The sequence below is a fragment of the Pseudomonas sp. UW4 genome (assembly GCF_000316175.1).
Taxonomy (GTDB): domain Bacteria; phylum Pseudomonadota; class Gammaproteobacteria; order Pseudomonadales; family Pseudomonadaceae; genus Aquipseudomonas; species Aquipseudomonas laurylsulfatiphila.
Genome location: NC_019670.1, coordinates 1,809,816 through 1,824,786, shown reverse-complemented (window position 1 = coordinate 1,824,786; position 14,971 = coordinate 1,809,816). Strand labels below are relative to the sequence as shown.

The following is a 14,971-nucleotide window of genomic DNA, read 5'->3' as shown; positions in this document are numbered from 1 at the left end:
CAGGCAAGCCCCACATCACAGGCAAGCCCTCCACAAGTGATCGGCTTAGATCTGCGGCACCACCTCCCGGCCAAGCAGCGCCACCACGGCGTCCAGGTACTCATCCTGCTGCAGGATATCGAAGTGGCCAGCCGTCACCGTTTTCACCTGGCGCAGCCGCGGTTGCTGGCGTTCGAGCGTGGCGCGTTCGGCCGTCGGGTTGCCATCGGCCCACCAGCAATGCAGCCCGGCTTGCGGAATCGGCAGGGTTTCGACTTGCCGCGACAGGGCCTTCAAGCGCGTGCTGACCATGAACGTCTGGGCCAGCTCATCGGCACCGAGCAGTGCATAACCGCTAGCCTGATCGCTTTGGCTGTCGATCACCGCGCGAATGATCCGCGCCACGGCATCGTGGTCCCCCGCCGACTCGGTACTCAATGCCCGGGCGATCACCTCGCCATCCATGCCCAAGGTCGCGCCGAGGAACCCGGCCAGATCCACACGCCACTCATCCGCACTGGCAACGGCATTGGCCTGGGTCGGTACAAAGCTGTCCACCAGACCGACGAACGCCACGCGCTGGCCCTGCTGTTCGAACAGCTCACTCACCAGCAACGCCAACGCCCCGCCCAGCGACCAGCCCAGCACGTGGTACGGTCCCTGGGGTTGTCTGGCGCGGATCGCCTCGACGTAGTCGGCGGCCATCTGCGAAAGCGAGGTGTCGTGCCACTGCCGGTCGAGCAGCATCCGGCATTGCACGCCGTACACCGTGCGCTCACCGTCCAGGCGCCGGGCCAGCGGCTCGTAGTCGAACACCGTGCCGAAACCGGCGTGCAGGCAGAACAATGCCGGCTGATCCGCCACCAGCTGATTGAGCAGCAACAGCGGTTGCGGGCTCTGGCGCACGGGTTGCTCATCGACACCGGACAACCCGGCAATCGTCGGCTTGGCCATCATGTCGCGCAGCTTGATCTGGAAATCCGGCTCGTTCAGCGCACGCACTTTCGAGATCACCTTGAGGGTGCGCAGCGAATCGCCGCCCAGTTCGAAGAAATTGTCGGTGATGCCGACCTTCTCGATGCCCAGCACCTGTTGCCAGATGTCCGCCAGCGCCCACTCCAGCGGCGTGCGCGGGGCCACGTAGTCGCGGCCGGTGAAGGCCGGATCCGGCAGGGCCTTGCGGTCGAGCTTGCCGTTGGGCGTCAGCGGGAAGCGCGGCAGCACCACGACCTGCGTCGGCACCATGTAGTCGGGCAGGCTTTCGCGCAATGCCGCCTGGCAACGCGGGCCGAGGCCATCGTCTTGCGCCGCCACCACATAGCCCACCAGTTGCGGTCCCTGGCCGTTGTCCCGCACGACCACCAGCGCATCGTTGACCCCGGCCTGCTCGCGCAAGCGGGCTTCGATTTCGCCCAGTTCGATGCGGAAGCCACGCACCTTGACCTGATGGTCGATGCGCCCGACGTAGTCGAACACGCCATCCTCGCGACGGCGCACCAGATCACCGGTGCGGTACAGGCGCCCGCCTTCAGGGCTGAACGGATCGGCGACAAAGCGCTCGGCGCTCTGCCACGGATGACGATGGTAACCGCGCGCGACACCCCGTCCGCCGATGTACAGCTCACCGACCATGCCCACCGGCAGCGGGTTGAGGTCCATGTCCAGCACGTGCAGGCTGCGGCTGCCGACACGTTGGCCAATCGGCGCGTACATCGCCTGGCAATGGCCGTCGGCAGCGATCTTCCACAGCAGCGGCGTGACCACGGTTTCGGTCGGGCCGTAGCCGTTGACCAGGTATTGCGGCTTGAGTGTGTGCTTGACCCGCTCGAACGTGGCGTCCGGCACCGCATCGCCACCGAAGCAGTAGATGCGCACCGGCGGCGGATCACCGCCCTGCAGTTCGGCGTGCTCGGCCAGTTGCAGCAGGTACGCCGGGGGGAAGCAGGCGACGCTGATGCGCTGGCGGTGCAGCACGGCCAGGGTCTGTTCGGCGGTCCACAACGTATTGTCGCGAATGACCAGGGTCGAGCCGCTGATCAGCGCGGTGATCCAGCGTTCATGGGCGCCATCGAAAGCGAACGACATGAAGTGCAGTTCGCGATTGCCCGGGTCCATTTCGTACAGCTCGGCGATGGCCTGTACGTGCATGCTCAGTGGTCCGTGGGCGACGGCGACGCTCTTCGGTTTGCCGGTCGAACCGGAGGTGTAGATCAGGTAGGCCAGTTGCTCGGCGTGTACGGCGCACGATGGCGCCACCACCTCGATGTCGAGGTTCAATCGGTCCACCGCGACCATCGCCGTGCCTGGATTCAACTGCGCTGTGTCGCGCAGCCGTTCCTGGGTCAGCAGCAGGCGCATGTCGCTGTCGGCCATCATGTAGCGCAGACGTTCCTGCGGGTATTGCGGGTCCAGCGGCACGTAGGCGGCGCCACACTTCATCACCGCCAGCAGCGACACCACCAGCTCCAGCGAGCGCTCCATGAACACACCGATCACGTCCTCGGCCTGCACGCCTTGTTCCAGCAGATGCACCGCCAACGCATCGGAGCGCCGGTCCAGTTCGGCGTAGCTCAGGTGCTCGGCGTCACGGTCGGCATAGCTGAGCACCAGCGCCGTGTGATCCGGTTGCAGTCGCGCACGCTGACGGATCAGCTCGTGCACCGGTGTCTCGTCACCGTCCGCCAATACCGGCCGTTCGCCGTCCAGCGCCCGGCCTTCGTCCAGGGTCAGCAGGCCCAGTTCGCCGACGGCACGCCCGGCGTCTTCGCACAGGCGCTGCATCAGGCTTTCCAGGTGGCCGCGCAGGCTTTCGACAGTCGCCAGATCGAACTGGTCGCGCTGGTGCATGTACTCGATGCGCAGCCCCTCGTCGAGGCTGACCATCAGGTCCATGGCGAAGCTGGTCAGGCCGAAGTCGGACACGTCTTCGAAGCGCAGCGAGTCGCCGTTCCATTCGCGCAGGGTACGGTCCACCGGCTGGTTTTCGAAGACGATGATGCTGTCGAACAACGACTGCCCGCCCTGCCCGGCCCAGCGCTGGATATCGCTCAGCGGGGTTTGCTGGAAGTCGCGGATGTCGAGGTTGTAGGCCTGGATTTCGCGCAGCCAGTCACCGACGCTGGCCTCGGTCGGCACGCTGTTGACCACCGGCAAGGTGTTGATGAACAGCCCGAGCATGTTCTCGGAGCCGTTGAGGGTTTCCGGACGCCCGGACACGGTGGCGCCGAACGTCACCGTGCGCTGGCCGGTGTAGCGCTGCAACAGCAGCAACCACGCGGCTTGCACCAGGGTGTTGAGCGTCACCTGCTGTTGCTGGGCAAAGGCCTGCAAACGCACAGTCTGCCCGGCACTCAGGTGCGTGTAGATTGCGTGGTAACCCGCTTGCGGCGCCTTGACCGGCAAGGCGCGGGCCAGGTACGTGGCGCCTTCGAGGTTGGCGAGTTTGCCTTTCCAGAACGCCTCGCTGGCCTCGGCGACTTGCTGGCCGAGCCAGTCGATGTAGTCGCGATAGGCAGCCACCGGCTCGTGCTCATCGCCGCTGTAATAGCGCAGTACTTCACCGATCAGGCGCGACACGCTCCAGCCGTCCATGAGGATGTGGTGGTAGGTCCAGATCAGACGATAGCGGTCGTCTTCCAGACGCACCAGCAACAGGCGCAACAAGGGGGCGCGATTGAGCGAGAATCCGCGTTCACGCTCCTCCAGAGCCAGTTGACGGACGCGTTCTGTTTGATCATCCAGCCCGCGCCAGTCCAGCTCGGTCAGCAACGCAGGCGCATCGCGCCGCACCACTTGCAGCGGCTCCTTGTCGCCTTCCCAGAGGAATGCGGTACGCAGAATCCCGTGACGTTGGGCAGCATCGGCCCAGGCTTCACGAAAACGCGTGCCATCCACGCCGCGCACGCCCACTTCGATCTGGTTGACGTACAGCCCCGAATCGCCGTCCTGCACCGAATGGAAGAGCATGCCTTGCTGCATTGGCGACAGCGGATAAACGTCCTCGACTTCGTCCGCTGTCAGTTCCAGCGCCTGATATTGCGCTTCACTCAGTTCGATTTTTGCTGCCGGTGCAACCACAGTCGGCACGGCTTGATCCGCCGTGACGGGTTGGGCGACCGTCGCCAGTTCGGCGAGGGTCGGATGGCTGAACACATCCTTGGGCGAAATGCTCAACCCGGCCTTGCGTGCGCGGCTGACGGCCTGGATCGAGACGATGGAATCGCCGCCCAGTTCGAAGAAGTTGTCGTGCATGCCAATCTGCGGCACTTCGAACAACGCCTGCCACACCGCTTGCAGCGTCGCTTCCACGGCACTGCGCGGCGCAACGTATTCGCGTATTTGCTGGTCCGGCTGCGGCAATGCGCGGCGGTCGAGCTTGCCGTTGGGTGTCACCGGCAACTGATCGAGCAACAGTATGTGGCTTGGCTGCATGTGCTCTGGCAGCGCGTTGCGCAGGTGTTGCTTGAGTGGCTCAAGGTCGGCATGACCGACGACGTAAGCCACCAATTGCCTGGACTTGCCGACATCCAGGGCAATCACCGCGGCTTCGCGCACCTGTGGATGCTCCAGCAGGCAGGCTTCGATTTCCCCCAGTTCGATGCGCAAGCCGCGGATCTTCACTTGATGGTCGATGCGGCCGACGTATTCGATCACGCCGTCCTCGCGGTAGCGTGCCAGATCGCCGGTGCGATACAGGCGTTCGCCCTGCTCACCGACCGGGCTGGCGACGAAGCGCTCGGCGGTCAGGTCCGCACGGTTGTGGTAACCACGGGCAAGGCCGATGCCGCCCAGGTACAGCTCGCCCACACACCCCTGCACCTGCGGTTGCAGGCTGTCGTCGAGGATGTAGGTCACCAGGTTGGCAATCGGATAACCGATCGGCACGCTGAACCCGCCGTCATCGACACAGGTCCAGTGGGTTACGTCGATCGCCGCTTCGGTCGGGCCGTACAGGTTGTACAGGCCGACGTCCGGCAGGACGCGGAACAGGCTGTGCTGCAAGTCTGCCGACAAGGCTTCGCCGCTGCACATGATCTGCCGCAGGCTGGCGCAGCGCTCGAAGCCTTCGCCCTGGACAAACGCCTGCAACATCGACGGCACGAAATGCAGGGTGCTGACCCGGTACTGCTCGATCAGGCTGACCAGTTGCGCCGGATCGCGATGGGCACCCGGCTCGGCCACGGCCAGCCGTGCACCGGTCATCAGCGGCCAGAAGAACTCCCAGACCGACACGTCGAAACTGAACGGGGTTTTCTGCAAGACGGTGTCGCGCCCATCCAGCGGATAGGCGCCCTGCATCCACGCCAGGCGGTTGTACAAGGCATCGTGACGGTTGGCCGCGCCCTTGGGTTTGCCGGTGGAACCGGAGGTGTAGATCATGTAGGCCAGCGATTGCAGCTCGACCACGCAGGACAGGTTTTCCTCGCTCAGCCCTTCGAGCAGCGGCGCCATGTCGTCCAGGCAGATCGCCGTGGTGGTGGCCGGGATCGGCAACTGCTCAAGCAAATGACGCTGGGTCAGCAACAGGTGCACGCCACTGTCGTCGAACATGTGTTCCAGGCGTTCGCGCGGGTAGTCCGGGTCGAGCGGCACGTAGGCGCCACCGGCCTTCATGATCGCCAGCAAGCCGATCACCAGTTCCAGTGAACGCTCGGCAGCGATGCCCACCAACACTTCGGCGCCCACACCCTGACGGCGCAACAGGTGCGCCAGGCGGTTGGCCTGTTGGTTGAGCTGGCGATAACTCAGGGTCCGGCCGGCAAACACCAGGGCCGGGGCCTCCGGGGTTTGCAGCACCTGGGCTTCGAAGCACTGGTAGACCGGGCGCACATCCGCCCAGTCCTGCACCGTGCGGTTGAAGCCTTCGACCTGCTGCGCCGTTTGCACGGCATCAAGCAGGCTCAAGCGCCCCAATGGCTGTTGCGGCGCGCAGACCATGGCATCGAGCAATGCCACCAGCCGAGTGCTCAAACCCTCAATCGCTTCGGCGCTGAACAGAGTCGTGTCGTAGTTGAAACGCAGGTCCAGGCATTCGCCCAGCTCGGCGGCAATGGCCAGCGGGAAACTGGTCTGGTCGTGGTTGCTGATGCCGGAGAATTTCAGCGCGCTGCTGTTACCCTCCTCCAACGCTTGCGCCACCGGGTAGTTTTCGAACACCAGCAGGGTGTCGAACAGCGCCTCGCCGGAGTGACCGGCCCAGCGCTGCACGTCCGCCAGCGGCGTGTATTCGACTTCGCGCAACCTGAGGTTGAGCGCCTGGACTTCATCGATCCATTGGCTGACCGTGCGCTCGGGGTGCGGCGTGGCGATCACCGGCAAGGTGTTGATGAACAACCCGATCTGCTGCTCGATGCCTTGCAGCTCACTCGGACGCCCCGACACCGTGGCGCCGAACGCCACCGTCGACTGGCCGGTGTAGCGCTGCAATATCAACAGCCAGGCGGCTTGCAGCAGGGTGTTGGGCGTGACGCGGGCCTCGCGGGCGAACCCGCTCAGGCGCTCGGTAGCCGCGCGGTCCAGGTTCAGGTGCACGCTGCGATGATCGCCGCGATGAGCGCTGCCCTGCCCTGCAACCGGCCCCGGCAAGGCGCCGGCCAGTCGCGTCGGCTCGGTGAACGCGTGCAATTGCTCCAGCCAGAACGCCTCGCAAGCGGCACGGTCACGGGTACCCAGCCAGCTCATGTAGTCGCGATAACGGCCAACACCCGGCGCCGGCATGACGCCGCAGTAGCGTTGCAGCACTTCACCGAACAACTGCGAAGTGCTCCAGCCGTCCAGCAGGATGTGGTGGTTGGTGAAGATCAGGTGATGGCTGTCATGGGCAGTCTGCACCAGGGTCAGGCGCAGCAGCGGTGCCGCCGTCAGGTCGAAACCGCGCAGGCGATCGTCCTCGGCCAGTCGCTCCAGCGCGTGCGGCAGATCAGGCCGGTCGCGCCAGTCGAGCAGGCTCATCGGCAACGTGGCTTCGGCCAGGATCACTTGCAGCGGTCGCGAGCCATTGCTTTCGCTGAAGAACGCCGCGCGCAGCACTTCATGGCGCGCCAGCGTCTGCTGCCAGGCATCGCGGAACGCCGCGACGTCGAGCCCCTGCACATCCACGCGCATCTGCGGCACGTAGGCACCGGCATCCGGGGCGAACAGGCTGTGGAACAACATGCCTTGCTGCATCGGCGACAGCGGCAGGATGTCTTCGATGCGGCTGGCTGCCAGCGGCAAGGCATCGAGCTGCGCCTGATCGACGCGCACCAGCGGTACGTCGCTCGGGGTCAGGCCACCGGCGCCGCTCAGGCAATGTTCGATCAGCCGTTGCAACTCCATGGCATAGGCATCGGCAAGGTGCTGTACGGTTTGCGCTTTGAACTGGTCGCTACTGAAGGTCCAGCTCAGGCGCAGTTGGCCAGCGTAGACCTGGCCGTTGATGCTCAGGCCCCGGTCCAGCTCGGTCGAGGCGCCCTGCTCGGCACCACCACTTTCCTTCGCCGGACGCCACGGCGCCTGCTCGTCGAAGCTGGCGTCGAACTGGCCCATGTAGTTGAAGGTGACCTGGGGTGACGGCAAAGCCTCAAGGCCAGCGTCGGCCAGATAGCGCAGGATGCCGAAGCCGATGCCTTTGTCGGGCACGGCGCGCAGCTGTTCCTTGACCGCCTTGATGCTCGCGGCCAGGTCGTCGGCCGGGGTGAGCTTGACCGGGAAAATCGAGGTGAACCAGCCCAGGGTACGGGTCAGGTCGATGTCATCGAACAGGTCTTCGCGGCCGTGGCCTTCCAGTTTGACCAGGGTCGAGGATTGACCGGTCCACTGGCCCAGTACCCGCGCCAGTGCCGTCAGCAACAGGTCGTTGACCTGGGTGCGGTAAGCCGCCGGAGCGTCTTGCAGCAGTTGGCGGGTCAAGGTGCTGTCGAGCACGGTTTCCACGCTGATGGCGTGCTGGCTGGCCAGGCTGCCTTGCGGGTTGTCCGCTGGCAGTTGCACCGCAACGTCCTGGTATTGGGCTTGCCAGTAAGCGGCTTGCTGCGCCAGCGCCGGGTTTTGCGCATGGCGTTGCAAACGTGCGGCCCAGGCCTGATAGGCGCTGGTCTTGGCCGGCAGGCGCAGCGGCTCGGTCCGACGTGCCTGAGCGTAAGCGGCTTGCAGGTCTTCGAGCAGCAGACGCCAGGAAACGCCGTCCACCGCCAGGTGATGCACCACCAGCAACAGGCGCTGGCCTGCCGTGCCCATGTCCACCAGCAAGGCACGCAGCAACGGGCCGTCCTGCAAGTTCAGGCTCGCCTGTGCGGCGTTGCACAGTTCAAGCAGTTCATCGGCATCGGCGGCTTGGCGCTGCCACAGTACATCGGCGCTGTTCCATTGCTCGGCTTGTGCCTGTTGCCAGACACCCTCCACCTGACGCAAACGCAGGCGCAATGCGTCGTGATGTTCCAGCAACGCCGCCAGCGCCTGTTGCAGGCAGCCGCTGTCCAGAGGCTCGCGCAGTTCCAGCAATACCGACTGGTTCCAGTGATGGCGGGCCTCGATGCCTTGTTCGAAGAACCAGTGCTGGATCGGCGTCAGCAACACGTCACCGCGCACCGGCCCCTGATCGATGACCAGCCCGGCGCTGCGCACAGCGACCTTCGCCAGGCTCTGCACGGTCTGGTGCTGGAACAGGTCACGCGGGGTGATGCGAATCCCGGCCTGACGCGCGCGGCTGACCACCTGGATCGAGATGATCGAGTCGCCGCCCAGCTCGAAGAAGTTGTCATCGATGCCTACGCGCTCGAGCTTGAGCACGTCTTGCCAGATCGCCGCCAGCTCGATCTGCATGTCATCCATCGGTGCCGTGTAAGCCTGCTGCGCCAGCGCCGCATCAGGCTTGGGCAGTGCATTGCGATCCAGCTTGCCGTTGCTGGTCAGCGGCCAGTGCTCGAGTCTGATCAGGTGCGCCGGCACCATGTAGTCCGGCAAACCGCCCTGCAAATGTTCGCGCAGGGACTGGCGCAAATCCTTGTCGTCGTTGGTCGCGGTGAACCACGCCACCAGTTGCTGGCTGCCGTTGACCTGCGGTGCCAGGACCAGCGCCTGCTCGATGGCCGGGTGGCTTTGCAGGCGGTCCTGGATTTCCCCCAGTTCGATGCGAAAGCCACGGATCTTCACTTGATGGTCGATACGCCCGGCGTACTCGATGCTGCCATCGGCGCAATATCGCGCCAGGTCGCCGGTGCGATACAGGCGCGCGCCCGGCTCGGCGGCGAACAGGTCCGGCACAAAGCGCGTGGCGGTCAGGTCGGCACGCTGGTGATAACCCCGGGCCAGACCGGCACCGCCGACGTAAAGCTCACCGACGCAGCCCTTGGCCACCGGGTTCAGGCGCGGGTCGAGCACGTACCAGCGCAGGTCGGTGATCGGCTCGCCCAGCGGCGAGCTGTTGGCGCCATCGAGGTCGGCGCGGGACAGCGGGCGGTAGGTCACGTGCACCGTGGTTTCGGTGATGCCGTACATGTTGATCAGCAATGGCTGCCGGTCGTCGAAAGCGTCGTACCACGGCCGCAGGCTGGCCACGTCCAGCGCCTCGCCACCAAACACCACGTAACGCAGGGCCATGCCTGGTGCGTTGGCACAGGCGAACGGCATCAACTGACGGAAGGCCGAGGGGGTCTGGTTGAGTACCGTGACGCCTTCATCACAGAGCAAGCGGGCGAAGTCTTCCGGGGAGCGGCTGACCGCGTGCGGCACCACCACCAGCTTGCCGCCGTAGAACAGCGCGCCAAAGATTTCCCATACGGAAAAGTCGAAGGCATAGGAGTGGAACAGGCTCCAGACGTCGTCCGCATTGAAACCGAACCAGTGCCCGGTGGCGCTGAACAGGCGGGTCAGGTTGCTGTGGGGCAGCAGCGTGCCCTTGGGTTTGCCGGTGGAACCGGAGGTGTAGATGACGTAGGCCAGGTTCGCTGCAACGGTCAGGTTCGGCAGGTTATCGGCGCTGGCCTCATCGAGCCAGTCGCTGGCGTGATCGAGGCAGATCACTTCAATGCCTTCGTTCAACGGCAGGCGCGGCATCAGCGCCGAATCGGTCAGCAACAGGCGCGTGCCGCTGTCGGCGAGCATGTAGGCCAGGCGATCCTGCGGGTAATCCGGGTCCAGCGGCACATAGGCGCCACCGGCCTTGAGGATCGCCACCAGGCTGACGATCATCTCCAGCGAACGCTCCAGGGCGATGCCCACCAACACGTCCGGGCCGACCCCGCGTTCGCGCAGACGATGGGCAATGCGGTTGGCGCGGCTGTTCAGTTCGGCGTAAGTGAGGGTGATGCCCTCGCAGGTCACGGCAATGTTGTGCGGGTGCGCGGCGACCCGGGCTTCGATCAGTTGATGGGCACACAGGGCATTCGCAGCTTCTGCCGTGTTGATTCCGACGCTGCGATTCCAGTCCAGCAAGGTGGCCTGCTGCTCGGCAGCGTCGAGCATGCTCAGGTCGGCCAAGGCCACACCGGCATCGGTGCTGATGGCCTGCAAAAGGTTCAGCCAGTGTCGGCCGAGACGCTCGATGGTCGCGGCGTCGAACAGTTCGGTGGCGTAGACGAACGACGCGTGGATGTCCTCGTCGCTTTCGACGGTGTCGAGCATCAGGTCGAACTTGGTGGTCTTTTCGTCCCAGATCAGCGGTTCGACGCTCAGCCCCGGCAGGTCCCAGCGTTGCGGGTCGCCACTGTCGCGCTGGTGGTTGAACATCACCTGGAACAGCGGCGTGTGGCTCAGGCTGCGCTCCACGCCCAGGCCATCGACCAGTTGCTCGAACGGCAGGTCCTGATGGGCCTGTGCGCCGAGTGCCGCGGACTTGATCTCGGCCAGCAACTGCACGAACGGCTGGTCGGCCCGGGGCTGGCTGCGCAACACCTGGGTGTTGACGAAAAAGCCCAGCAGGTTTTCCACATCCTGGCGGGTACGGTTGGCAATCGGCACGCCGACGCGAATGTCCTGCTCGCCACTGTAGCGATGCAACAGCGTCTGCAACGCTGCCATCAGCAGCATGAACAGGGTGCAGCCTTCGCGACGGGCCAGCTCGCGCAGTTGCGCGGTCAACGCAGCGGGGATTTTCAGCTCGACGCTGGCGCCCTGCTGGCTCGGAATCGCCGGGCGACGGCGGTCGGTCGGCAGGTTCAGCGGTGGATGCTCGTTGCCCAACTGCCCGCGCCAGTAAGCGAGCTGACGCTCGGCTTCGCCGGCCTCCAGCCACAGGCGCTGCCAGCGGGCGAAGTCGGCGTATTGAATGCCCGGTTCCGCTAGCTGCGCGGGCTGTCCTGCACTGAGTTGTCCATAGAGTTGGGTGAATTCCTGCAACAGGATCGGCAGCGAGCCGCCATCGGTGACGATGTGATGGAAGGTCAGCACCAGCACATGTTGCCGGGCATCGAGGCGGATCAAGCGGCAGCGCATCAACGGGCCGTGCTGCAGGTCGAACGGCTGCTCGGCGTTGAGGGCAATCTGGCGTTGCAGTTCGATGTCGTCGGCGGCAGTGACCTCGACCAGCGGGGTGTCCATCTGCGGGTGGATGTGCTGCAGCACTTGCTGTTCATCGAAGACGAACGTGGTGCGCAACACCTCATGACGTTGCACCAGTGACGCCAGGGTCTGCGCCAATGCATCGCGGTTCAGCTCGCCATTGAGGCGGAAGGCACCGGTCAGGTTGTAGGCCGTGGCCTGGGGCTGCATCTGCCAGAGGAACCACAAGCGCTGCTGCGCATAGGACGCCGGCAGCGTGTCGACGGCGCGGTCCCGTGGCGGGATCGGCAGCAATTCCAGGGTCAGCCCCTGAGCGTGCATCTTTTGTTGCAACGCACGCCGGGCGTCCGCGCTCAAGCCGCAGAAACGCTGGGCCAGGGTCATCATTCTGTCCGGTGCAGCACTCATTGCGCGTGTTCCTCATCCACTTCGTCGAACAACGCTTCGAGGGCGTCTACATCGTTGTCTTTGTGTTCACTTTGCTGGCGGAACTGCTCGATCTGCGCCGCCAGGCGTTCCAGGGTATCGCCGTCGAAAAACAGCTTGAGCGGGATCGCCAGGTTCAGTTCGTCCTGAATCCGCGCGCGAATGCGCGTGGCCAGCAGCGAGTGCCCGCCGAGTTCGAAGAAGCTGTCGTGCACGCCCACGCGCTCGACGTGCAGCGCTTCGGCCCAGATCGCCGCCAGGGTTTTTTCCAGGTCGTTGCGCGGCGCGACGAAGGCGCTGCGGCGCACATCGAGATCGAGCAAGGCCTGGCGATTGAGCTTGCCGTTGGGCATCAGCGGGAAACGCTCCAGTACCTGCAAGCGCGCCGGCTGCATGTGCTCGGGCAGCACCTGCCCCAGATGGCTGCGCAATTCGTTGAGGCGGATGTCGGCGGTGTCCGCCGGGGACACCACGAAGCCCAGCAGTTGCGGGCCGGTCGGGGTTTCCCGGGCGATGACGGCGGCGTCCTCGATGCCCGGTGCGCTGCGCATGGCCGCTTCGATTTCGCCCAGCTCGATGCGGAAGCCGCGGATTTTCACCTGGTGATCGACCCGGCCCAGATACTCCAGCACGCCATCGGCGCGATAGCGCGCCAGGTCACCGGTGCGGTACAAGCGTTGGCCCGCCGCCTTCGCAAACAGGTCGGGGACAAATCGTTCGGCCGTCAGCGTGGCACGCTGCAAGTAACCCCGGGCAATGCCGGCACCGCCGACATAGAGTTCACCCTCCACGCCCACCGCCACCGGTTGCAGGTCCGGGCCGAGCACGTGAATGCGCATGCCGGCAATCGGCTGGCCAATCGGAATGCTGTCGGCGTCCTGACCGACCGGAAGCTCCCAGGCCGAGCACCACACGGTGCCTTCGGTCGGGCCGTATTCGTTGACCAGTGCCACCCCCGGCAATGCCTCGCGATGTCGCTGCACCAGGGCGTTGCTGCAGGCTTCACCGGCAACGATGACGCAGGCCAGGGTCTGCTGATCGAGGTGTTCGAGAATCTGTGCGTGGTAGGACGGCAGAGTCAGGTAGTGGGAAATCTCTTCGCGCCGGATCAGCGCCACGAGTTGCGCCGGATCCTTGTAGCTGTCTTCGTCCGGCAGGCACAGGGTCGCGCCCTGCCCCAGCGCCCAGAACACCCCGGCCACCGAACTGTCGAAGGAGAACGACGAGAGCATCAGGAACGCGCGCAGCGGCTGGCGATAAAACCCAGTGCGCGCCAGGGTCGAGGCCACGGCGTTGGCATGACTGATCATCACGCCCTTGGGTTTGCCGGTGGAACCGGAGGTGTAGATGACGTAGGCCAGGTTCGCGCTGTCACCCTGAGGCGCAGGTTCGGTTTGCGCGGCGGTCCAGACATCGGCCCCCGGCATCAGGGAAATTATCTGTTCATGACGCAATGCGTCCGGCAGCGGCTGGCAGGCCAGCACCTGGCGCGCGCCGGTATCGGCGAGCATGAACGCCAGGCGCTCGATCGGGTAGTTCGGGTCCAGCGGCAAGTACGCAGCGCCGGCCTTGAGTGTACCCAACAAGGCAATGACGATTTCCAGCGAGCGCTGGCCGTAGACCGCCACGATTTCATCCGCCGCCACACCTTGGGTGCGCAAGACATTGGCCACCTGATTGGAACGGGCATCGAGTTCGGCATAGGTCAGGCGCTGACCGTTGATACTCAGGGCGATGCGTTGCGGATGCAGGCGTGCCTGCTCGCTGAACAGCTCTTGCAGGAAACGGCACGGCAAGGCCTGGCCGGTGGCGTTCGGGTTGAAGCCCTCGATCAGGCGGGTTCGCTGTGCAGCATTGACCAGACTCGCCTGAGCCAGGGTCAGCTCGGGCGATGCCAGCAATTGACGGCTGAACTCGACAAACTGCTCCAGCCATTCGGCCAGCATCGACTCCGGCAGCGCACCGTCGAGACACGACAGCTGCAACTGTTCGCCCTGGACACGCAGGCGCAGGACTTCGGGGTTGGCGTCGTCCACCTCGATACCGGCTTCGATGGCGGCTTGATAGACGAAGCCGTAACGCAGAGGCGCGGTGCCTTCGGCGCTCAGTTCGAACTCGTTGAGGCAGTCGAGCCAGGACAACGACTGCTCAACGCTGGCCGCAAAGGCTGCCAAGGCTTGCGCCAGTGTCTGCTGGCTACGGTGCTCGAAGGCCACCGGCAGACGCCGGGCGAAACGGCCGAGGGTGGCGGCGGTCTGCTCGTTGCGACCGTCCATCTGCCAGCCCATCAGCAGTTTTTCCTGCTGGCCGATGCGTGCAACGAACGCGGTCCACAGCAACAGCGCCACTTGCTCCGGCTCAACGCCCGCGTCAACAGCGGCCCGTTGCACCCCAGCCAACCATGGCGCGTCAATCAAGGTGGCCTGACGACGAACCAAGGTGACATCGAGCGCTTTTTCGAACGGCAAGCGGTGGGTCACGGCGAACTGCTGTTGCAGGTTGCGCCAGAACGCGGCGCCCTGGTGGCCGATGTCTTCTTCGCGCAGCTCTTGCTGCCAGGCGCTGTAGTCCAGGTATTGCAGCGCGTCCTCGTCTTCGACCAGAGTTTCGCCGCGCAACAGACTGGCGAGTTCAGCCGACAGCACCCGCAGCGAGGCCTCGTCGAAGCTGCACGCCGGGGTCAGCAGAGTGACGATGGATTGCCCTGCTTCGCCCTCGACCTGTGCCACCACCAGCACTTGGTTCGAATCTTCAACCAGGATTTCACGGCTGCAGCTCAAGGCCTCGGCCACCGAAGGCTGGTCGCCCAGCACTGTCAGTGGCAGCGCCTCGCACAGGCTCTGCACTGGCCACTTCATGCCCGGCAAGCGGCGGTACACCGTGCGCAGGGTTTCGTGACGCCGGCCCAGTGTCTCCAGCGCCACACGTAACGCCTGGGCATCCACCGGCCTGGCGACCGGCAATGTCAGGGCGGCGAACAGCGGCCGGGCACCCAGTTCCTGGACGCGCAAATAAAAGGCCTGCTGGGCCGAAGTCTGGAAGACGTCTACCGAAGGTTCGAGGGCGGTGGTGTTCATGTCGGGTGTCC

The 14,971-nt window shown here is 65.0% G+C and carries 2 protein-coding genes; both read right to left on the bottom strand.

The features are described 5' to 3' along the window. Positions 1–45: 45 nt before the first annotated feature. A complete protein-coding gene (locus PPUTUW4_RS07930) occupies positions 46–11,865 on the bottom strand; it encodes a non-ribosomal peptide synthetase (RefSeq protein ID WP_015094147.1) in 11,820 nt (3,939 codons plus the stop codon). Next, complete coding sequence (locus PPUTUW4_RS07925; protein WP_015094146.1) at positions 11,862–14,960, bottom strand: non-ribosomal peptide synthetase; 3,099 nt, start codon at positions 14,958–14,960, stop codon at positions 11,862–11,864. The genes PPUTUW4_RS07930 and PPUTUW4_RS07925 overlap by 4 nt, the downstream gene beginning before the upstream one ends. Between the last annotated feature and the right edge of the window lie 11 nt (positions 14,961–14,971).